Genomic DNA, 20,021 nt, shown 5'->3' with positions numbered 1-20,021 from the left:
CTGGTTCACATCCCGCGACCCATATCGCGGAGACGGGGATGACTGCGGCTGGAAAGGGCGTGCTCGGGCGCCTTGATCTGCTGCTCCTCGACTTCCTGTTGAGGGTCAGCAGAGTCGGCATGGCGGTCATCGGCGCGCTGCAGTCCTTCGGCTGCACCTCGCGCCATGGCGACCTCCTCCTTGTGTTCTGTGGTCTGTTGCTCGAGGGCTTTCGCACGCTCGCGTTTTTCCAGCTCCTCATCGATGTTCCGGGTGCGAAGCTGCTGCTGCAGCAGCTCGCGCTCGTCCTCGGCGCGCGCTTGCATCCGGTCGTAGGCCAACTGGCCAAGCTCGGTCAGCTTGTCCTGCTCATCGACGAGAACAGGCCGCGCCGGATCTTCCAGCCAGGCCTTTTTCTCGGGGGTCAAGGGATGCCCCTGCCCCGCAGCCGCAAGGGCGTCCCAGCCCTGTGACGGGAGGTGCGACAGGACCGATTCGGCGGCCAGAAACGGTTGATCGACCGGATAGATCGTTGCAGCGCCCTGATCCCCCTGCGCCCGCGACGCTTCCAGGTCCGCCGGTTCCGGCCTGGCGATGCCGCCCAGCGGCCCGGCGGGTCCATTCATCATCGTGGCGGCGAGCCCGTGCTCGACTTCCTCGGCTTGCAGCGCCGTCAGTCGGCCCTGCTCCCAGGCCTTGCGCAGGTCGTCGTTCTGGATCTTCAGACCCATGCGGCCCGCGACCTCCGCTGCGCGCTGCTGGAATTCCCGGCTGCCCGTCAACACCAGCCCTTTATCCATGTCGTACTTCTGCTCGGCCAGGCGCAAAGCCGCCTCGATCTCCCGATCGTCCATCTTGTAGAGATCGACGCGCTCACCGCGGTCTGACATCACCCGCTCGCCGTCACGCGCGTAGTGGATGGCCTTGCCGGCCGGACCGTCCTCGATCTCATGCGTGAGTCCTTCCAGCACCGCAGGCTCGACAGGGGCAACCCGCCTGCCCTTGATCGCCTCCGGAATCCGGGCGCGCGACCGATCGTCGTCCAGCATCCGCGCCGCCACGGGATCCGTCCCGGCGCGATCCTCCAGAAAGTTTCTGTAGCTGGGCACCTCGGGAAGCTCGGACTGCAGGCCTTGACGCTCGGTTCTTTGTTGCTTTTGCATCGCTTCGACGGCCTTGGCCACCTCGATCGCAATGAGCGAGCGCTGGTGTTCTTCGGCCATGCCACTGAGCTCGCGCGTCTTGTCGGCGCGCAGTTGGTCCAGCGACCCGAACAGTGCCTCGCGCTGTTCCCGGTGCCTGGCATCAAGGTCATACTGGGCCTTCGCCCGCTGTGCGCGCACTGGCTCTACCAGTGCCGCGTACTCGCGCAGGAGGCGCTCCTCGGGGGTATCGGCCTGCCCTTGATCATCAGGCTGCCCAGTTCGATCTCCTGCGGGGCTCTGTGCATCGACGGGCTGGGCCTCGGTGTCTGCCGCAGCCTGATTGAGCGCATCGAATGGACTCGCTTGAGCCGAAGCTTCCTGGCCGTCCTGCATGGCGTGGCGCACCGCTGGCGTTGCTTGCTCCGCCTGTGCCGACGTCTCGGGCGTCGGGTTTTCCGCGCTTGCCAGCGCGGGCTCTGCCGAATCTTGGGCAGCGGCGGGCTGCGCCTGGCCTTGCGCGATGGATTCCGCCGTGCGGCGAACCTGGTCGCGCTCTTTCTTCAGTGCGGTTATCTGCTCACGCGCCGCCTTTTTTGCCTCAGGCGTTGCCTCAATCGATTTGGCCAAGTCATTGTGCAGCTTGGTGGCGTCTTTGATCTGCGCGTCGATATCTGCAGGCGTTTTGTCATTCATGGGTTGCTCCTGGTGGGGGGTGAGAGAGACCGGCGGTTGCGCGGTGCTTTGCTGCTGCATCTGTTGCTTGGCCAAGCCGGGCTTGTGGCGGCCCGCCACTTCTTGCGGCAGGCGCCGCTCCAGCTGCCGGGCATCCAGCGTCGCGGCCATCGTCTTGCGGATGGCCTCGGATCCGTTGTCGCGGAACTGGTCGCGAGCGTCGTAACCGGGTGGTGTGATGCCACCCTGCTTTTCAGGGAGGGCGATGCGCGTGCGTGCGCCGCCCAGCATGCGGGCAGCCCGCACGGCATAGGCTTGTCCCTTGAACTGCGCCTTCTCGCCGTCGTTGTCGGCGTAAATGACGGCACGCCCCTGCAGCTTGTCGTGCAGGCTGCGGGCCACGTCCGGCAGGTTCTGCGCCGACAAAGCCGCGATCACCGGAAGTCCGGTGGCCTGATGGATGGCAAGCGCGGTGCCGATGCCTTCGCAAAACACAACCTGATCGGCCTTGCAGGCCGCCTCATAGGCGCGCAGGGGTGCTTCGACATCGGCGCCGACGATTGGGATCGCGGCGAACGCACCTCTGGACGGCGTGCCGGAGACGAATCGCTTGTCGGCCGACTGCCCAGGCTCCGCCCACGTGATGCGCTGCATGCCGACCCAGCCCGGCTCGCCGGCGGCATCGATGGCCATCATCGGCACCAGCAGCTGCGCCCTGCCCTGGCGCAGTCCAGCCGGGTCGAGCTTCGGCGCCTGGAGATACGGGAAGACTTTGGGGTCGTGGGAGTCTTCCCATCGCTGGATGGCCTCCTCGACGGCAACCGCCTGGCGTTCGGCCTGCTGTTTGCGCCAGACCTCGCGCTGAGCGTCGATTCGCGCAACTTCTTCCGGCGTCAGCTCGCGTGCCAGCTCGGGCTTGAACTGGGTCGGTTTGCCGTCGGCCTTGAAGTTGGTGATCCAGCCGCTGCCGTCGGGGCGCAACAGGTAGCCTGCGTCGTTCTTGCCTGACGGCATGTCACCAACGTCGGCGCGATGAATGCGCCCGTCGGCTTCCAGCCGCTCGGGGTCGATGTTGACCCCCTGCAATCTGGCGAACGCCCGGAACTGCTCCATGATTTGATCGTTCTGATTCAACACAGCCTCCGTGTGATGCGCTCGCGCCGAGCGGCTTCAACTGGATTCGGTGAGGTGTTGCATAAGGTGTGATTTGCGGTCAGCTTCCACACTTGACGCTGGTAAGCCGCAGCTCCAGCGTCTTCGGCGATCTTTTCCGGGAAGAATTGATGGCGCTCGCACAGGTCGAAAAGCAGTTGCACGTCGGCCAGGGTGGAGTAGCTCAGGAAGACTTTTCCTCCAGGCACGAGCCAGCGTGGCAACTGCCCGAAAAACCGGCGCAGCAGATGGCCGTTTTCATCAAGGGCGATGTGATCGATCGGGTCTCCGTGGGGCCGGCCTTGCCAGAACTGGTAATTCCAGAGGATGCAGTCGTAGGCCGCATCCCAAGGCGGCTCGGAAGGAAGATCGTCCAGAAGGTCGCCCTGCGCCCAGGCCACGTCCAGTCCATTCGCCTCGGCGTTGGCTCTGGCGTTGATGACCGCCTCCGGGTCGATGTCGGAGCCACAGACGCATAGCGATGGATTGCTGGTCTTCACCCACAGCGCCAGGGCGCCGGTTCCACACCCCAGATCCAGAATCCGCGACCCACTTGGGAATCCATCCTGCTGCAGGAAATCTGGCTGGCTACGCAGCGCATCCAGCATGAACCGGGTGGACGAACCGGGGGCTGGGTGGTAGACCCCAGGCGAAGCGCGCAAAAGTAGCTCGCCCAGCCTGAACTCCCCTGCGGTGCGCTGTCGGTCCAGGAATTCGGCATGCGAGAGATCCTGCAGTTGCGCCTCGAATGCAGCGAGTCGTGCTTCCGGAACCAGCGCCGTCCATTGACGCGTTCCCGGGATGACGCCATCGCCCGCGGACAGAAGCTCGGCCGGGGTCAGTCCCAAAACCTGTCGAATCCCCTCCGGATCTTGTCGCAGGGAAAAATGAACGGCTCGGGTGTCCCCTTGCGCCTGATGCCCGAGCAGCACGCCGGCGTGCGCCATTTGATGGACCAACGCTGCCAGGAGATGCACCGTTTCCTGATAGAGCGCGTCGGCCAGCAGCTCCATGCTCTGAACGTCCGAGCAGAGCGCAGCACGCGTGAGATCTGGCGCGCCCAGCCGGTCGCCGTAAAACATGAAATCCACCAGCCAGTCGGTGTCGCCCAGGGGGCGCACTGTCCTGCGCGGCGACACAGCACCTTCCGGGTAAGGGAAGACGGTTTCGAAGACGTCCGGACCGCAGGCGTTCCCGCGAGCAAGCATGAAGCCGATGCGCACATCGCCAATGCGCACGAGCAGCGAAGCGCTGATTCCCAGATCAGCCCAGCGCACCCTGAGATAGCCACGCTCAGCGGAGATCTCGACTTGGGGCTGCGGGATCAGGACGCCATGGGACCAGACCGCAGTCTGGACCCCATCGCGCTGTGCGTCGGCGCGTGCCAGGCGCTCGAGGCGATCGGCGACGGCAGCGTAGATCCAGCCTCTGGCCAATTCGACACGGCCATCCGCCGGCGTGGCGATGTCGGGAACCGCGAATGCGATGCGAGGAAGTTTCTGATGGCTTTGTGACATAGCGGTGCGGACCCGTTGGCGTTTGGAACTTGGCCCGGAGAGGCCTCCTTCCTGGATTCCGCACCACGTTGCGTGAGGCCGGTCTCCCGGTCAGCGCGCTTGTGAACCATGATTGACAATTGACCGCCGTAAGGTCAGAATGACATTCATGTTGGAACTGATTCAGAGTCAGACTTTTCAGCGCTGGCTGAATGGACTGAAAGACCGGCAAGCACGGGCGCGCGTCCAGGCCCGGCTGGATCGTCTGGCGCTCGGGAATCCGGGCGACGCCAAGCCCTTGCGAGACGGCGTGTCTGAGCTCCGGATCGACTATGGGCCAGGCTACCGCGTGTACTTCATGCGACGTGGACCGGTGATCGTCGTGCTGCTCGCTGGCGGTGACAAGCGCACGCAGGACGCGGACATCGAACGGGCGATTGGAATTGCCAAGGACTGGAAGGACTGAACGATGGCTGAAAAATTCACGCGCTACGACACGGCGGACTACCTGAAGTCCGACGAAGATATGGTCGCCTACCTGGATGCATGCATCGAAGACGACCCCGGCGACGGCAGCCTCATCCGCGTTGCGCTGGGCACGATTGCCCGCGCCCGGGGCATGAGCCAACTCGCACGCGACACGGGCATTTCACGCGAGGGGCTTTACCAGGCGTTGTCTGCCGAAGGCAACCCGGAGTTCTCCACGGTGATGAAAGTGATCCGAGCGCTCAAGCTCAGGCTGCATGCAGAGTCAGTGCCTGGTTGACGGTTACCACTGTCCCTGGTCGGCCAGTGAAGCCAGTTGCGTTGCATCGCTGTAAGGCCGCGGACGGCCAGGAGCCGTCGGCCGGCGCGTTTGCTCGAAGGGCCGCGCTAGACTGATCTGAGTCACTCGTGGTCACCGGCCGGAACGGCGGCTGCCACACGAACATCGGTCGTTGTAACCAAGCCGGGGAGCGCAAATCAATCTTGTCTTCGGCGCTACCGGTGGAAGAGGGAGAAGTCAGTGACGATTCTGCATGAGATCCATACTTGGTCCAAGGGCCTCCCAGCTTGGCAACAAGACGCCATCGCCAGACTCTACGCTGACCGAATCCTCAGCGCAGCAGACTTGGACGACCTCTACGCCTTGGCAAAAGCCGAGGCGGGTATCCCGGACCCGGATGGGCGCGTGGCCCAGAAACTGCACGATGCTCAAGTGGCGCCGCCCTCCAACCCGGCTCGCATCGTTCTGCTGACGGCCATCAAGGAGTTGGCCAACGTCAATGCGCTGGCCAACGGGGCGCAGCTGCCCATCGCGCGGGCCGGCGTAACGACAATCTACGGCGAGAACGGCGTGGGTAAGTCCGGCTACTCGCGCGTGTTCAAGAAAGCCTGCCGGGCGCGCGACCGGCGCGAACCCATCCTCCCCAATGCGAACCTAGAGCCTGGGAAGAGCGGACCAGCCCAGGCGACCTTCGAGGCAGAGATAAGCGGCATCGCAACGGAATTGCCCTGGAAAGACGGCAACGAACCTCCTGAGCCCCTGTCGGACATTGCCATCTTCGATTCGCACTGCGCTCGTGCCTATATCGACAACCAGGGCGATTTCGCCTATGCCCCGTACGGGCTGGACATCCTGGAGGGACTTGTCGGCGTATGCAACAAGCTCAGGGCGCGAGCCACGGCGGAGAGAACTTCGAGCGCCCCGAGCAATGCGGCCTATGCGGTTCTCCTCGGGGAGCAAACGGAGGTCGCCAAGAAACTGCTCGGCATCCCGGCCAAGACCAAGGTAGAGGACATAGAGGCGCTGGCCACGCTCAGGGAGGCTGAGTTGGAGAAGCTCGCCCTGTTGAATAAGACCTTGGCCGAAGCCGACCCAAAGCAAAAGGCCTTGGCGCTGCGCCAGAAGGCGAGCCGTTTCACCTCGTTGAAGGACCGGGTGGCGGCGGCGATCAATGTCGTGAGCGAAGAGAAGGTCGGTTCGCTTCAGGCCCTGATTGGCAAGTCGAATGCGGCCAAGGCGGCGGCGGAACTCGCGGCCACCGAGTTCAAGGCGACGCCTGGCCAATTGGTCGGCACCGGCGGCGAGGAGTGGAAGGCACTCTTCGAGGCCGCACGGGTTTTTGCCGAGATCAGCCACGCGGATCACGAATTCCCTGGGCTTCCGGCGGATGCGGCCTGCCCGCTGTGCCAAAACTTCCTCGGGCAGGAGGGGGCGGCGCGGCTGTTGCGATTCGACGCCTTCATCAAGGCGGCTGCAGAGAAGGCAGCGAAGGATGCGCGCGAGGCCGCTGCCATCCCTTTCAGGGCCATTCAGCAGGCGAACGTGGACCTGATGTTCCGCGACGCGTTGGTCGAGGAAGTGACCGAGCTCGCGCCGGAAATCGCGGCGGCCTGCACGGCTCTTCAGCAGACCCTCAAGGCGCGCCAGCCGGCCCTGCTCCAAGCGGCCGCGGGCAAACTGGCTTGGGATGAAATCCCCAAACTCTCCGACGACCCGCAGGCCGGCCTAGCCGAGATCATCAACCGCGCGTTGGAACAGGCCAAGGCACTTGATGCCACCGCTGACGAGAAGCTCAAAGCGGCCATGATCGCAGAACGGGCAGAACTCGACGCTCGCCGCAGGCTGGCCGAAGTCAAGGCCGCCGTGCTCGAGGCAATCACCAAGCACGAGATCTGCCGCAAGCTGCAGATCTGCATCGATGGCATGGAGACGCGCGGGATTTCCAGGAAATCCACGGATCTCTCACGCACGACCGCCAGCCAGGAACTGGCCGACGCCCTCAACGCTGAACTCAAGCTCCTCAAGGTCCAGCACCTCAGCGTCGTGATGAAGCCTGAGTCGCCGGGCGGTAAGACTCAGTTCAAGCTCACCCTGCAATTGCCGGGCGGTGGTACGCCGGCGGCCATCCTCAGCGAAGGCGAACAGCGGGCTATCGCCATCGCGTCCTTTCTGGCGGAGATTCGACTCGGCAAGGGGCTCGGCGGCATCGTCCTCGACGACCCCGTCTCGTCGTTAGATCATCGGCGCCGCTGGGAGGTCGCTGAGCGGTTGGCGAAGGAGTCGCTGACCCGGCAGGTAATCATCTTCACACACGACATTTACTTCCTCCTCATCCTGGAGCAGAAGGCGGAGGAGGTCGGCGCAACGCTGACCAAGAACTACATCCGCAGGACGGCGGATGGCTACGGCGTCTATTCCGAGGATCTGCCCTTCGACGTGCTGGGCACGAAGGACCGCCTGGGTCGCCTAAGGCAGATGCTGGTCGGTGTGCGCAAGGCGGTGAAGGAAGGCGACGAGGACGTGCAGCGCCACCTGACGGCCAAGTGCTACGGCCAGCTCCGACTCGCATGGGAACGCTGCATCGAGGAGGTCCTGCTAAACGGGACCGTGCAGCGCTTCGGCGAGGACGTGTCGACCAAGCGCCTCAAAGGGGTGACGGTCACGGACGACGACTATCGCGAAATCGACGCCGGCATGACCAAGTCTTCGAAATTCGAGCACGACGCCGCGGCGACCGTCGGCAGGCTTCCCATACCAGACCCAGACGAACTCAGCGACGATATCGAGCGCTTGGCCAAGTGGCGCGAGACACTCACTAAGCGAGTGGACGGCATTGCCAAAGGCACGGCCAGTAGGTCAGCCCTTTTTGCCGGCTGAGCCCCATTCCAGTCATCGAAAGACCGCCCCCGGTCGGAGCAGCGACTGGCTCAGCCCGAATGACCGGCCGCAACCACTGTACAGAGGTCATTTCCGGTACGCAGCCGAAATTCCGCAAAGGGTCGAGAGTACGCGCTGGCGGCGCACGGCCTGGGTGTCAGCAATGAGCCGCATGGCGCTCAGTGAGGGCCATCGAACTCTTTCAGAATGGCGTCCCGCAGCTCGATTTCACCCACTGCCCACAGCCGCGCCCAGGATTTGCGCCGGTCGAGACGTCCATCAAGCAACCCTCTCGACATGAAACCCGCCGCCAGCTGACCAGCCGCGAACCAGTGAGACTTCCTCGACTCGCCGTCCCTCTCCAGTGCGTTTGATCGACACGACCACATTGACCGCTTCTGCGATCAATTCCGGGTTCGGCGGCACGCCGGCCTCCTGGATCAGCTGGCCGACACGGATCAGCGCCGCGCTGGCGTCGTTGGCATGCACCGTTCCCACCCCGCCCGGGTGGCCCGTGTTCCATGCCTTGAGCAGAGCCAAAGCGCTGCCGTCACGCACCTCGCCCACCACGATACGGTCCGGGCGCAGGCGCATGGTGGCGCGCAGCAGCCTGGTCATGTCGGTGTTGTCGCTGGTGCGCAGGAACACGACGTTCTCGGCATTGACCTGCAGTTCACGCGTGTCCTCGATCACCACGATGCGGTGATCCCGGCTGAGCCTGGCCACAGCGTCCAGAATGGCGTTGGCCAACGTGGTCTTACCCGTGCCGGTGCCGCCGCTGACCAGAATGTTGCGGCGATCGGCCACAGCCTCTTCGATCGCTTGGCATTGCGCCTGGGTCATGATGCCATTGGCGACATAGTCGGCCAAGGTAAAGACCAGCGCCGCCTTCTTGCGCAACGCAAAGCTCGCACGCTCGACCAAGGGAGGAATCAGCGCCTCGAAGCGGCTGCCATCCAATGGCAGCTCGCATTCGAGAATCGGGCGGTCTGGCGTCACCACGGTGTCCAACATGGCGGCGACCGTGTTGACAATGGTCAGCGCACGCACAGGCTCAATGGTGGCGACGCGTTCCATGCCCGCCCCGAGTCGGTCAACCCAGAGCGACCCGTCGGGATTGAGCATGATTTCGACCACCTGAGGATCACCCAGAGGATCGAGGATTTCACTGCCCATGGCCCGGCGCAGAGCCTCGCTCTGGCGGTCGTGGACTTGCCGGACGCCGCTCATCCGCCGCTGGCCTCGCTCACCGCACCAGTGGCTTCCCCCTCACCGCCTTCTTTGTCCGATGCGGTGACGTCGATGGGCTTCACGCCTCGCCCCGCCATCTCGAACAGGTCATCCTGGCTGGCCAAGCGCGTGTTTGCCCTGGCCGCATCCATCATGGATCGAACCAGGCCGGTAGCCGCGCCGCTTTGGGTGTACGCGCGGACCAGATGTTCCTTCTCGCCGAAGTTCACAACGTAGAGCTTCGGGAGAACCTGCTTTGTGGCTTTGGCCATGAAACCTCCTGCAATGGGTCATGGGCAAGACGCCCACACCTGGATTGCGGCGGAGGTTGCCGGAGGTGCGACAAGGGAACCGCGGAGAACCCCTGCACGGCTCTGATGCGGAACCGTTCGTCGGCGATGCATCGTCGATCGGAACGCGGTGGCCAGCGATCAGCGCGTGATGGTGTCGGGTGTCGGGTGTCGGGCGGAGCCTGACCAGGATGTTGTCGTACAGAGACCGTGCGCCAGCAGGGTCGCTGTACGGACAACTCTTATCCTGTACCGAAATGACCACGCAGCCGACGGTCGATCAGTGATCAATTGTGGTTGCGTGACGATCAAAGCCAGTCAGAAACCGATCGGCGACGAACGGCTTCTGTTTGGCTGCAAACGATCTCTGCTCGATCGACGTCGAACTGAGTTCACCGCCCCATCCCTTGCTCCCGCTTGCGCTGCCTCTCGATCGAGACCATGAAACCACCGAGGTCGGCGTCCACACCGGCGCCGCGGCGGGTTGGCGCGTTGCGCGGTCGTGTGCAGCGATGAACGCCTTGACCGGCCCGCTGCTGTGGTCGCCGTCCAACCATTGCTCCATCGCTTGCGTGGGGCTGATCGGTGCAGGCGCTGTTGCCTGTTTTTCGGGCAACGCAGGCCGCGCCTGCTCTGGTGCGGCTTGGGTCGGGGCCGGCGCGGACTTGCCTTCCTGGGGGCTTACCAGCCCCCCACCGCCGTAGGCGGTGGCTCCCCCCCGCAACCAACCCCAGCTTGCAAAGAGTGGCGGGCGGCGACCCTTGACGCCTGCACTCCCAGTACCGCGTCCACCAGGCGCTGGGTCTCAACCTCGGCCACTTCGACGGCATGCACGGCGATCTCAAGGCGCCAAAGAAGATCAAGCTCCAGCGCGGTGCGCTGCTCCCAAAACGCCGGCTCGCTGAGAAAATTCCCTTGACGGAATGTCTTTGCGGTGCCAACATTCCGTCCATGGCATGGGAAATCGAGTACACGGACGAGTTCGAGGCTTGGTGGGTATCGCTCAGCGAGGCTGAGCAGTCCTCAGTCGCGGCGTCGGTCGGGTTGCTTGAAGATCGAGGACCTAACTTGCGCATGCCTCACAGCAGTGGCATCCAGAGTTCGAGGCATGGACACATGCGAGAGCTGAGAACACAGCACGATGGGAGGCCATACCGAACGCTGTACGCCTTCGATCCACGCAGGACGGCAATTTTGCTGATTGGGGCGGATAAGACCGGGGACGATGCGTGGTACGAGGAGTTCGTTCCAAAGGCAGACACGTTGTACGACGAGCACCTGGAAGAGTTGAAGAGAGAGCAGGAAAGCGGCGTTGATGGCTAGAGACGGCCAGAACGCATAGAGCAATTCACTTAAGGGAGTTGCGAGCCGACGCAGATTGGCCGCGAGGAAATCGACGGGAGTAGAGAAATGGCGAAGAAGTTCGCAATGCTGCGAGCGTCGATGACGCCGCAAGCACAAGCGCAAGCAGAGGCCAAAACGCGCCAGATGCTTGCTGAGATGCCATTAGATGAACTGCGGCAGGCGCGCGGGCTATCGCAGAAGATGCTTGCGACGGTGTTGCATGTGCAGCAGCCGGCGATTGCGAAGCTCGAGAAGCGCACGGACATGTACATCTCGACGCTTCGCAGTCACATCAAGGCGATGGGCGGCGAGCTTGAGATCACTGCGCGCTTCCCAGAAGGAAGCGTGCGCATCGGAAATTTCGCCGAAGGCGGCAAGGTCGAAGCTTGACATCCTCCCCGCCCTTGGCCTGCGGCCACCGCTTGCGCGGGAAGGGCGGAGATTCCTACGGCGCGCGGGCGTCGCCAGCGCCGCTGCAGCCAAGGCGCAGACCGGCCAGCGCACTACGAATGCGGCCCGGGTCGAAGTCGTCTACCGAGACCGGGTGCACACCATCGAGGCCGCACCGGTGCCGGCGACGTGCGCAAGTGCTGCGGCATGGGCGGCTGGGCAGGCGAAGGGATTGGCGGGGTGGTCGAAATGAAAACGAAACTCGCAGTGCGAGTTTCGTTTACCGGGATATTGGCCCTGTTTTCTTTCGCGCTCGTCGGTTGCGCCACCGCAAGCCGCAGTTCGCGCGCAGCGCAGCGCGTCGTCCAGTGTGTAGAGCCGACCAGCGGGGCCGCGCTTTTTGGGTCCCACCAGCGCCCCAGAAGGGCGACGGGAGGAGCGGGCCGCAGCACGCTCGACGTCGAACTGTGTTCACCGCCCCATCCCTTGCTCCCGCTTGCGCTGTCTCTCGATCGAGGCCATGAAACCGCCGAGGCCGGCGTCCACACTGTCGCCACGGCGGGTGACGACTCGATCCACGACTTCGGCAATCAGCGTGTGCCCATTGGCTCCTTGGCGCGTGGCGCGGTCGTGTGCAGCGATGAACGCCTTGACCGGCCCGCTGCTGTGGTCGCCGTCCAACCATTGCTCCATCGCTTGCTCCATCGCCCGCTTGGGGCTGATCGGTGCAGGCGCAGTTGCCTGTTTTTCTGGCGACTCAGCTGAATGCCGTCGTGACGGGGGGCGGGGGCTCTGCGGCGTCGGTTTATCCACAAGTTCTGGGGACAAGTCGCTGGTTTTCTCCAATGACCCTGGTTCGGAGTGTTTCCGCTCCTGAGTCTGGTCCGTGTCCCGACTTTCCTTGGTTGCCCGTGCCGGCGCTCTTTGTTGGTGCATCCGCGCCGGCTCATCGGCGACAATCGCCTGCAAATCCACGTTCGCTACCTTGATCCCGAGTCGCACCGCCTGGCGGGCGGCGCGTTCGCGGAACTCGCTGCTGCCGGTGATATCCACCTTGCCGCCGAATTTCTGCGCTGCCATACGTAGGGCGGCCTCCAGCGTGTCGTCCCCCTTGTCCTGCATGACGATGCGCGGCCCAGTGTCGGTAAATCTTTCGCGTCCGTCCTGACCACGGTAGATCACCAGTTGTCGCTTGTGGTCGATCTCCGCATGCAGGGCGGCCACGGTGAGCTTGCGCAGCGGATCGAGCTCTTCGCCCTCAATGCCATCCTGCTCCTGATACTTCTTGCTCTTGCGCTGTTCCCGGTACCGCAGACCGCGCAACGCGGCGTTGGCAGCCTCATGGCCCTGCTCGGCCTGACGCTCAAGCCAGGTACGCCAATCCAGTGATCGACGCATCTCAACAGCCATTGCGCGACGTTCCAGCGCCTGGCGTTTCTGCAACTCTTCGCGACGCTGCGCCGCGCGATAGGCGAAAAGTGACTGCGACACCTTGAAGGGAACGCCATCTGCCTTGTCTTTTGCAAGGGCTGATTTCCGTTCATCGCGCAAGTCGACCTGCAGCTGCTTGCGCTCCCCCTGATGGCGCTCGCGCAGGTCGGACCGCATCTGCGTCCGCGACTCCTTCCATCGCTTCTTCCCTGCCTCGAAGCGCTTGGCCAAGTCTTCTCTGGCTCGCGCGCGTTCCTCGCGACGTGCGGCTCTTTTGGCGTCCGTCGCGGGTTCTTCAGCATGCCGGTGCTCGGAGCGTGTCTTCGCTGATTCGACATGCTCCTGATAAGAATGCGCCGCTTTCTCGGCAAGAGCCGACGGCGGCCGATAGGGCCCGAGTTTCTTTTCCAGGCCAGCCTTGCTGGCCCAGCGACCCAGCTGCGACGCTTTCGCAGCCACCACCTGACCATCGGCCAGAGTTGACGACACCACCATGCCGGAGCCCTTCGGCTCAATGCGGAGTCCATGTTTGGCCAACGCCTGGTGAGCGCTCTCCCATGTCGCCCCGGATTGGTGGATCGCATCGCGGAGATCCTTGGCCGGCGGCCCCGCGATCCAGACTTGAAACGGTTCGGCCCCGAGTCTCTGCGCCGCCGCATGCGCATGGCTGCTGACGTTCGGCCGCCTGATCTCCTCTTCCTTCCAGAGCCCCATCTTCACGGCGATGTCCCGGCGCATGATCTGCGGTTCACCCGGGTTCGGCTCCGTGAGAACATAGGCGCCGGCGTCGTGACTCCACCCTTGATCGAGCTCGACCTCGCGCGCAAGCCTGTGCAGCAATGCGTAGTCGAATCGCGGCGGGCCCGTCACGATGCCCCTCTCGGGATGCACTTTGTTGACGATCATGTGCAGATGATCGTTGTCGGTATCGCGATGGATCGCCCAGAATGCCTCGTTCTCCTCCATGCCGACGCCTTTCATCATGTGGTGAACGGTCTTCTCGCACTGCTCGCGCGTGGGGTGTTCTCCTTCAGGCCAGCTGATACTGACGTGGTAAACGGGGTTGCCCTGGAATCTTGTGGATCTTCTGGCACTCGTCGACATGACGTCCGCAGCCCACAGGCGCTCTTCTTCAGAATCCAGATCGAAGTCAAGATTGACGCAGCCCATGTCCTCAAGCGGTATAGGTTTGAGCCCCTTGGCCTTCGATTCCAGATCATCTCGGGCCGCGTATTGCACAGGCTCAACAAAAACGCCCTTGGTCGGCCCCTGCTTTCGAATTTTGATGACGTGAGGAATCACGCGCCATCCTTCGGCAGGTCGTTCGATGGCGGCGTCCGACCATGTTCAATGCGGTTGGCAATGCCGACCAACTTCTCATACCCGGCCCAGTAGCGTCTTTTCTCGTCTGTCGTCCAGTTCGAGTTCTTCGGGTAGTAGTGCTTGAGCATGCCCGCAATCTTGCGAATTTCACTGACGGCCGTTTTGTCGGCTGTCGTCAGGATCTTCAGTCCCATCGCGCATCTGCGGACGAATTCGCTGACACTGAGATCGCAGGACTGTGCCGACTCGCGCACCAGGCGGTAACCGTCGGCATCCCAGCGGATCTCGACGCGCTTCTTTCTGTTGGGTGTCTTCTTGCTCATAACCAGATTCGGTATCTGGTTGCATGAGGTCGATCAACATCCAACCGTCACCGATCAGTAGTCGTTCGCGATCAGTCAGAAGTCGTTCGTCGCCGATCGGTTTCTGAAGGTCTTTGATCGTCGCGCAACCACAATTGATCACTGATCAACCGTTGGCTGCGTAGTCATTTCGGTACAGGATAAGAGTTGTCCGTACAGCGACCCTGCTGGCGCACGGTCTCTGCACGACAACATCCTGGTCAGGCTCCGCCCGACACCCGACACCATCACGCGCTGATCGATGGGCACCGCGTTTCGATCGACGATGCATCGCCGACGAGCGATGCCGCATCAGCGCCGTGCAGGGGTTCTCCGCGGTTCCCTTGTCGCACCTCCTGCAACCCCCTGCGCAATCCAGACATGGGATCGCTGCCGATCCGGATCCGCTCGGAGGTTTCATGGAAGGACAAGACAAGCCCGACAAGGCGCAAGAATTTGACCGGGACGCCGCTCTCGAAGGGATGGCGCGCTTCGACGAGCTTCTGCACCGCGCCACGCGTAACGCCCGGGCTGCACAGGAGGCTGAATCTTCGCGTTCATTCGCAACGCGCGCCGTTGCCGCGCGCGAAGCCGGAATCCGCAATGCCATCACGTCAGGCATTTCGGCCCGCAGCCTGGAGAACGCACTGGCCGAGGCGCTGCCCAACATCCCGCGCGCTGACTTGCACTTCGCCATGCAGAAGCTGCTGGAGAAGCTGCAGGGCCGGGCGACCGAACGACCCAAGCCTGTGCCGAACAAGAACAAGGGCACGCCCCCGGCGAAGGAGCCGCCCAAAGGGCGCCAAGCGACATCCCGCCCTGATGCACCGCATCGGATGGCGACAAGTTCGGAGCTGCCGCCATGGGCCGATGGATCGGACAAGGGCGACGACGAGTCCGACGAGGACTACCGGATGCGCAAGGAAATCGAAGGGCCTCCCGAGGCCAAACGCAAATTCATCGGCGAACACAACACCTGAAGGAGAACAGCATGCTCAAGACTTTCATCATCGACGGCGACAAAGGCGGGGTCGGCAAGAGCCTGGCTGCGCGTGCCCTGGTCCACCACTACTTGGCTCAGCCCGAAGCTGATCGCCCGCGGATCGTCGTCTATGACGCCGATCTGTCCAACCCGGACGTGTGTGGCGACGGCGGCTTGAAAAGCGGCAACGGCATCATGGGGGCGGCCATGCTCGATCTGTCGAACGAGAACGGCTGGATCGACTTCGGCACGCGGGTGGCTGCCGTCACCGCGGCTGCCGAGAAGGTCGACTACCGCATCATCGTCAACATGCCGGCCCAGATCGGCACCCGAGCCTTCGATGGCTCGATCCACATCGTCAACGAAGTGCTGCGCGAGGCGAATGCAATTCCGGTCTGGCTGCTCAGCCGCACCCAGGAAAGCATCCGGGCGCTGAACTACCGCCTGCGCAACATGCCTGCCCGGTACGAGGCCGGCCTGATCGTCAAGAACCTGTTCTTTGGTCCGTCGGACAAATTCGCCCTTTGGTCGGCCGACGAACTGCAGCAGCAACTCATCGATGAGGGCGCCTGGGTTGAAACTGAGCTGCCGGAACTCAACGATCAGCTGGCGGTGATGATCGGCCGCCGGCCCTTCCATGAGGTCCTGAAAGACGGGATCGACGGCCGGGGGCTGCAGTTCGGCTACCGCCTGGCGCTGGAATCCTGGTTGAAGCGCGCAGGCAGCGCCATGGCTAAGATCGAAGAGCTCGGGTGCTGAAATGGCCTACAGCAATTCCGAGCAGATCTTCATCGACGTGTTGGGGCGCAGTCCCACCGAGCCCGAGTGGAAGGAAATCCACGCATTGCTAGGTGCCGCAACCAGGACCGGCTGTGTGGTTGACGATGAGTCCAACGCCGTCCAGGTAGTCTGGCTGGCCTGGGGCTGGGTCCGCGGCATCGGTCGTGCCGATGTGTTGGCGCTGCTACGGGGCAGTTTGCTGGATGTCGACACCGCTCTCGACGATGTCCGTAAGGATATGGATGAAGCAATCAAGAGTCTGCAGGATTCTTTGAACGCCATCGTGGAACGGACGTCGACACAGCCAGCCACCGCGTCCGCGCCACAGATCAATCCCGAAGAACTGGTCGCAGCCCTGGGGCCGTTCCTCCATGCACCTGCCCAGGTGACACAGCACTATCACGTTGGAGACTCCGTCAAGGATGCTCTGCACAAGGCCTTCAAATGGACCTGGGTCGCTGGTGCGATTGGCATCGGTCTCTTCGTCTCCGTGTTCTGGACACGGATGTACATCCAGGACACGCGTCAGATCGCCGACCTGGCGGCAGCGAATGCTGCGCAGACTCAGCAGCTGAAGGATCTGCGGGCGCAGCCAACGGGGGCGGCGCGTCGAGCCGAACACAAGCGGCCATGAGCTCCCATGCCGGTGGACGGCCTCCAACCATCCCGGCCAGCACGCCGCACCTGCTGCTGCTCATCGCTCTTGGCGCCATCCCAGGCCTGGCGTGGATCCTTGGCGGCGCAGGCCCAATAGGGCCGCTACTTTCCATTCTCCTTGTGGCAGCCGTCGCCACCGGGCGCAACCCCGTCGAGCGCCTGACGGCCGCTCTGGGCTACTACGCCGCCGGCTGCTGGCCGATCGTCGGCGCCGTCGCCGGTTACTGGGGGACCGGACATGCAGGGGTTGGTCTGATGGCATGGGCCGCATGCAGCGTGGCTCTGGCCGTGCCGTGGGCACTAGCAACACGCGGGCCCGGTCTGCTCTTTGCGCTGGCCGCCACGGCTTTGCCGCCCCTGGGCGTCATTGGCTGGCTCTCGCCCCTCAATGCCGCCGGCATGCTGTTTCCTGGGATGGGCTGGCTCGGCCTCGCAGTGGCCGTAGCAGCCATGCTCGCCATGAACACCGCACTGCCTGCGCTGACCGGACAAGGGCGCCCTGGCCTGTTCGCCGGCATTTCCCGGTCGATGTTGCTTTTCGCGGCGATCGTGGCAATCGGCGCGAACGTCCTCGCGTCGCCGGCATCTACGCCGCCTGGCTGGGTTGGCGTCCAGACCCATATCGTCCCCAGCAAGGGAAATGTCCTCCGCGCCATCCAGAACAACCAGTCCATCATTGATGCGGGGCTGGCGCAGGGCAAGGGCGCCCGAGTCGTGATCTTCCCGGAGTGTTGATTTCCATCCAGAACTGACCCAGTAACCCCCAGGATTTCCATCTAAATCTGACCCACGTACTAACCCTAACCTGCTGCTTTGTTAAGCAGCAGGAGACCAGGAGTGATAGACGTGGCAACACTGAGTGTTATCAGACGCTGGGCCCTGCGCGAGCAGATGTCCATCCGCGAGATCTCCCGCCGCACCGGTCTTTCTCGCAACACCATCCGCAAGTACCTGCGCGCAGGCGAGTCCGAACCGCACTACGCCAAGCGGGTCAGCCCCAGCAAGCTCGATCCTTTCGCTGGCAAACTCGCTGGCTGGCTCAAGGCCGAGGCTGGCCGATCACGCAAGCAGCGGCGCACCGTCAAGCAGATGCACGCGGATCTACAGACCCTGGGCTACCCGGGCTCCTACAACCGCGTCGCGGCCTTCGTCCGGCTTTGGCACGAGGAGCGCCTGGTGGCCCAGCAGACTACGGGCCGTGGCACCTTCGTGCCCCTGACCTTCGGCCCAGGTGAGGCCTTTCAGTTTGACTGGAGTGAGGACTGGGCGGTTATTGCCGGAGTGCGCACCAAGCTGCAGGTGGCGCACTTCAAGCTCAGCCACAGCCGGGCGTTCTACCTGCGCGCCTATCTGCTGCAGACCCACGAGATGCTGTTTGACGCGCACAACCACGCCTTTGCGGTGTTCGGTGGCGTGCCGCGCCGGGGTATCTATGACAACATGCGCACCGCTGTGGATCGGGTTCGCAGGGGTAAGGAACGGGATGTCAACGCACGCTTTGCGGCCATGGCCAGCCACTTCTTGTTCGAGGCCGAGTTCTGCAACCCCGCCTCCGGCTGGGAGAAGGGCCAGGTGGAGAAGAATGTGCGTGATGCGCGCCACCGGCTGTGGCAAGTCGTGCCGGCCTTCCCGGCCCTCGACGAGCTCAACGTCTGGCTGGAACAACGCTGCCAGGCGCTATGGCGCGAGATTGCGCATGGCAAGCTGCCGGGTACCGTAGCTCACGTCTGGGCCCAGGAGCGGGCCGCCTTGATGCCGGTGCCACGGCCCTTCGATGGCTTTGTGGAACACACCAAGCGGGTCTCGCCCACCTGCCTGATCCACTTCGAGCGCAACCGCTACAGCGTGCCAGCGCCGTATGCCAATCGGCCTGTGAGCCTGCGGGTCTACGCGGATCGCCTGGTTGTCGCGGCCGAGGGCCAGATCGTCTGTGAGCATCAGCGCCTGATCGAGCGCAACCACCATGGCGCTGGCCAGACCGTCTACGACTGGCGCCACTACCTGGCGGTGCTGCAGCGCAAGCCCGGGGCCCTGCGCAACGGTGCTCCGTTCCTGGAGCTGCCTGGAGCCTTCAAGCGACTGCAGGCTGCACTCGTGAAACAGCCGGGTGGAGATAGGGAGATGGTGGAGGTTATGGCGCTGGTGCTGCACCACGACGAGCAGGCTGTGCTGGCGGCGGTGGAACTGGCCTTGGAGGCCGGAGCCGCCAGCAAGACCCACATCCTGAATGTCTTGCACCGCTTGCTCGATGGCAAGCCGGCCCCGGCGCCTGTCACCTCTCCCCAGGCACTCAAGCTGTCTGTGGAACCCCAGGCCAACGTGCTTCGCTATGACCAACTGAGGGAGGTCCGCTATGCGTCATGACCCTGCCATCGCTTCCATCGTGATCATGCTGCGCGAGCTCAAGATGCACGGCATGGCCCAGGCGGTCACTGAACTGGCCGAGCAAGGTGCTCCCGCTTTCGAGGCAGCCCAGCCGATCCTGTCGCAGTTACTCAAAGCGGAGACCGCCGAGCGAGAAGTGCGCTCGGTGGCCTACCAGTTGAAGGGGGCAAGATTCCCGGCGTATCGGGACCTGGCAGGCTTTGACTTCTCGCACAGCGAAGTGAACGAAGCCCTGGTGCGCCAGTTGCATCGGTGCGCGTTCCTGGAGGATGCCAACAACGTGGTCCTCGTGGGCGGGCCCGGCACTGGCAAGACCCACATTGCCACAGCCCTCGGTGTGCAGGCCATTGAGCACCATCACCGCAGGGTTCGGTTCTTGTCCACGGTGGAGCTGGTCAATGCATTGGAGCAGGAGAAGGCCAACGGCAAGTCCGGACAGTTGGCCCACCGGCTGGCCTATGCCGATCTGGTGATTCTCGATGAGCTGGGTTACCTGCCGTTCAGCGCTTCAGGCGGAGCCTTGCTGTTTCACCTGCTGTCCAAGCTGTACGAGCGCACCAGTGTCGTGATCACCACCAACCTGAGCTTCAGCGAATGGGCCGACGTGTTCGGGGATGCCAAAATGACCACGGCACTGCTAGACCGGCTAACGCATCACTGCCATATTCTGGAAACCGGTAACGACAGCTTCCGGTTCAAAAACAGCTCTGCACAGCAACCCCCACAGACGACCAAGAAGGAGAAGATACCCAAGAACTTATCCACAACGTGAGCTTCAAGT

The 20,021-nt window shown here is 63.4% G+C and carries 18 protein-coding genes; 11 read left to right on the top strand and 7 right to left on the bottom strand.

Features of this window, described 5'->3' with window-relative positions:
• Window positions 1-5: 5 nt before the first annotated feature.
• Both BIO17B3_RS17885 and BIO17B3_RS17880 read right to left on the bottom strand, forming a co-directional pair.
• The gene (locus tag BIO17B3_RS17885) at window positions 6-2,930 is read right to left on the bottom strand and encodes an LPD7 domain-containing protein (protein ID WP_156054989.1); all 2,925 of its coding nucleotides are present in this window, start codon (window positions 2,928-2,930) and stop codon (window positions 6-8) included.
• Window positions 2,927-4,465: a class I SAM-dependent methyltransferase gene (locus tag BIO17B3_RS17880; protein ID WP_156054988.1), complete on the bottom strand. Its 1,539-nt coding sequence runs from the start codon at window positions 4,463-4,465 to the stop codon at window positions 2,927-2,929. The genes BIO17B3_RS17885 and BIO17B3_RS17880 overlap by 4 nt, the downstream gene beginning before the upstream one ends.
• A gap of 148 nt (window positions 4,466-4,613) precedes the next feature.
• On the opposite strand from BIO17B3_RS17880, the gene BIO17B3_RS17875 reads away from it, so the two are divergent.
• The 3 genes from BIO17B3_RS17875 to BIO17B3_RS17865 all read left to right on the top strand — a co-directional run bounded on the left by BIO17B3_RS17875 (window position 4,614) and on the right by BIO17B3_RS17865 (window position 8,087).
• Complete coding sequence (locus tag BIO17B3_RS17875; RefSeq protein WP_156054987.1) at window positions 4,614-4,910, top strand: type II toxin-antitoxin system RelE/ParE family toxin; 297 nt, start codon at window positions 4,614-4,616, stop codon at window positions 4,908-4,910.
• Between the two features lie 3 nt (window positions 4,911-4,913).
• A complete protein-coding gene (locus BIO17B3_RS17870) occupies window positions 4,914-5,210 on the top strand; it encodes an addiction module antidote protein (RefSeq protein ID WP_156054986.1) in 297 nt (98 codons plus the stop codon).
• Window positions 5,211-5,555: 345 nt separating this feature from the next.
• A complete protein-coding gene (locus BIO17B3_RS17865) occupies window positions 5,556-8,087 on the top strand; it encodes an AAA family ATPase (RefSeq protein ID WP_232054335.1) in 2,532 nt (843 codons plus the stop codon).
• Window positions 8,088-8,366: 279 nt separating this feature from the next.
• Here the strand turns inward: BIO17B3_RS17865 and trbB are convergent, their stop codons facing one another.
• The 3 genes from trbB to BIO17B3_RS17850 all read right to left on the bottom strand — a co-directional run bounded on the left by trbB (window position 8,367) and on the right by BIO17B3_RS17850 (window position 10,223).
• Window positions 8,367-9,317 (bottom strand): P-type conjugative transfer ATPase TrbB, encoded by a 951-nt coding sequence (gene trbB / locus BIO17B3_RS17860; protein WP_156054984.1) that lies wholly within the window; start codon window positions 9,315-9,317, stop codon window positions 8,367-8,369.
• A complete protein-coding gene (locus BIO17B3_RS17855; RefSeq protein ID WP_156054983.1) occupies window positions 9,314-9,589 on the bottom strand; it encodes a hypothetical protein in 276 nt (91 codons plus the stop codon). Before BIO17B3_RS17855 ends, trbB begins: the two co-directional genes overlap by 4 nt.
• A 298-nt stretch (window positions 9,590-9,887) precedes the next feature.
• The gene (locus tag BIO17B3_RS17850) at window positions 9,888-10,223 is read right to left on the bottom strand and encodes a hypothetical protein (protein WP_156054982.1); all 336 of its coding nucleotides are present in this window, start codon (window positions 10,221-10,223) and stop codon (window positions 9,888-9,890) included.
• A gap of 335 nt (window positions 10,224-10,558) precedes the next feature.
• Here BIO17B3_RS17850 and BIO17B3_RS17845 point away from each other — a divergent pair, with 335 nt between their 5' ends.
• A complete protein-coding gene (locus tag BIO17B3_RS17845; RefSeq protein WP_156055324.1) occupies window positions 10,559-10,930 on the top strand; it encodes a type II toxin-antitoxin system RelE/ParE family toxin in 372 nt (123 codons plus the stop codon).
• Window positions 10,931-11,017: 87 nt separating this feature from the next.
• Window positions 11,018-11,341, top strand: a complete 324-nt coding sequence (locus BIO17B3_RS17840) for an XRE family transcriptional regulator (protein ID WP_156054981.1) — start codon at window positions 11,018-11,020, stop codon at window positions 11,339-11,341.
• 471 nt (window positions 11,342-11,812) lie between these two features.
• On the opposite strand, the gene traI is transcribed toward BIO17B3_RS17840, so the two are convergent.
• Window positions 11,813-14,074 carry a TraI/MobA(P) family conjugative relaxase gene (gene traI / locus BIO17B3_RS17835; RefSeq protein WP_156054980.1) on the bottom strand — a complete coding sequence of 754 codons (2,262 nt, stop codon included), beginning with the start codon at window positions 14,072-14,074 and terminating at the stop codon, window positions 11,813-11,815.
• A complete protein-coding gene (locus BIO17B3_RS17830) occupies window positions 14,071-14,418 on the bottom strand; it encodes a hypothetical protein (RefSeq protein ID WP_156054979.1) in 348 nt (115 codons plus the stop codon). Before BIO17B3_RS17830 ends, traI begins: the two co-directional genes overlap by 4 nt.
• A 362-nt stretch (window positions 14,419-14,780) precedes the next feature.
• Here BIO17B3_RS17830 and BIO17B3_RS17825 point away from each other — a divergent pair, with 362 nt between their 5' ends.
• From BIO17B3_RS17825 to istB, 6 genes are all read left to right on the top strand, one after another.
• Complete coding sequence (locus BIO17B3_RS17825; protein WP_156054978.1) at window positions 14,781-15,416, top strand: hypothetical protein; 636 nt, start codon at window positions 14,781-14,783, stop codon at window positions 15,414-15,416.
• 11 nt (window positions 15,417-15,427) lie between these two features.
• Complete coding sequence (locus BIO17B3_RS17820) at window positions 15,428-16,177, top strand: hypothetical protein (protein ID WP_156054977.1); 750 nt, start codon at window positions 15,428-15,430, stop codon at window positions 16,175-16,177.
• A gap of 1 nt (window position 16,178) precedes the next feature.
• Window positions 16,179-16,832, top strand: a complete 654-nt coding sequence (locus BIO17B3_RS17815; protein ID WP_156054976.1) for a hypothetical protein — start codon at window positions 16,179-16,181, stop codon at window positions 16,830-16,832.
• A complete protein-coding gene (locus BIO17B3_RS17810; RefSeq protein ID WP_197737913.1) occupies window positions 16,829-17,590 on the top strand; it encodes a hypothetical protein in 762 nt (253 codons plus the stop codon). Before BIO17B3_RS17815 ends, BIO17B3_RS17810 begins: the two co-directional genes overlap by 4 nt.
• Before the next feature lie 102 nt (window positions 17,591-17,692).
• Entirely contained in the window at window positions 17,693-19,219 is a 1,527-nt protein-coding gene (gene istA, locus BIO17B3_RS17805) for an IS21-like element ISThsp10 family transposase (RefSeq protein ID WP_156053024.1), read from the top strand.
• Window positions 19,209-20,012: an IS21-like element ISThsp10 family helper ATPase IstB gene (gene istB, locus BIO17B3_RS17800; protein ID WP_156054975.1), complete on the top strand. Its 804-nt coding sequence runs from the start codon at window positions 19,209-19,211 to the stop codon at window positions 20,010-20,012. Before istA ends, istB begins: the two co-directional genes overlap by 11 nt.
• The last annotated feature ends 9 nt before the right edge of the window (window positions 20,013-20,021 follow it).

Origin of the sequence: Thiomonas sp. OC7 (assembly GCF_900634595.1) — a bacterium.
In the GTDB taxonomy this organism is placed as follows: Bacteria; Pseudomonadota; Gammaproteobacteria; order Burkholderiales; family Burkholderiaceae_C; genus Thiomonas; species Thiomonas arsenitoxydans.
Note: the sequence above shows the minus strand (reverse complement) of the source record. Positions and strands in the feature narration are given on the sequence as shown.

Bases quoted from the DNA above. Each gene is read 5' to 3' on its own strand.
- BIO17B3_RS17880 (WP_156054988.1), bottom strand. From the start codon at position 4,465: ATGTCACAAAGCCATCAGAAACTTCCTCGCATCGCATTCGCGGTTCCC.
- BIO17B3_RS17875 (WP_156054987.1), top strand. From the start codon at position 4,614: ATGTTGGAACTGATTCAGAGTCAGACTTTTCAGCGCTGGCTGAATGGA.
- BIO17B3_RS17870 (WP_156054986.1), top strand. From the start codon at position 4,914: ATGGCTGAAAAATTCACGCGCTACGACACGGCGGACTACCTGAAGTCC.
- trbB (WP_156054984.1), bottom strand. From the start codon at position 9,317: ATGAGCGGCGTCCGGCAAGTCCACGACCGCCAGAGCGAGGCTCTGCGC.
- BIO17B3_RS17855 (WP_156054983.1), bottom strand. From the start codon at position 9,589: ATGGCCAAAGCCACAAAGCAGGTTCTCCCGAAGCTCTACGTTGTGAAC.
- BIO17B3_RS17845 (WP_156055324.1), top strand. From the start codon at position 10,559: ATGGCATGGGAAATCGAGTACACGGACGAGTTCGAGGCTTGGTGGGTA.
- BIO17B3_RS17840 (WP_156054981.1), top strand. From the start codon at position 11,018: ATGGCGAAGAAGTTCGCAATGCTGCGAGCGTCGATGACGCCGCAAGCA.
- BIO17B3_RS17830 (WP_156054979.1), bottom strand. From the start codon at position 14,418: ATGAGCAAGAAGACACCCAACAGAAAGAAGCGCGTCGAGATCCGCTGG.
- BIO17B3_RS17820 (WP_156054977.1), top strand. From the start codon at position 15,428: ATGCTCAAGACTTTCATCATCGACGGCGACAAAGGCGGGGTCGGCAAG.
- BIO17B3_RS17815 (WP_156054976.1), top strand. From the start codon at position 16,179: ATGGCCTACAGCAATTCCGAGCAGATCTTCATCGACGTGTTGGGGCGC.
- BIO17B3_RS17810 (WP_197737913.1), top strand. From the start codon at position 16,829: ATGAGCTCCCATGCCGGTGGACGGCCTCCAACCATCCCGGCCAGCACG.
- istB (WP_156054975.1), top strand. From the start codon at position 19,209: ATGCGTCATGACCCTGCCATCGCTTCCATCGTGATCATGCTGCGCGAG.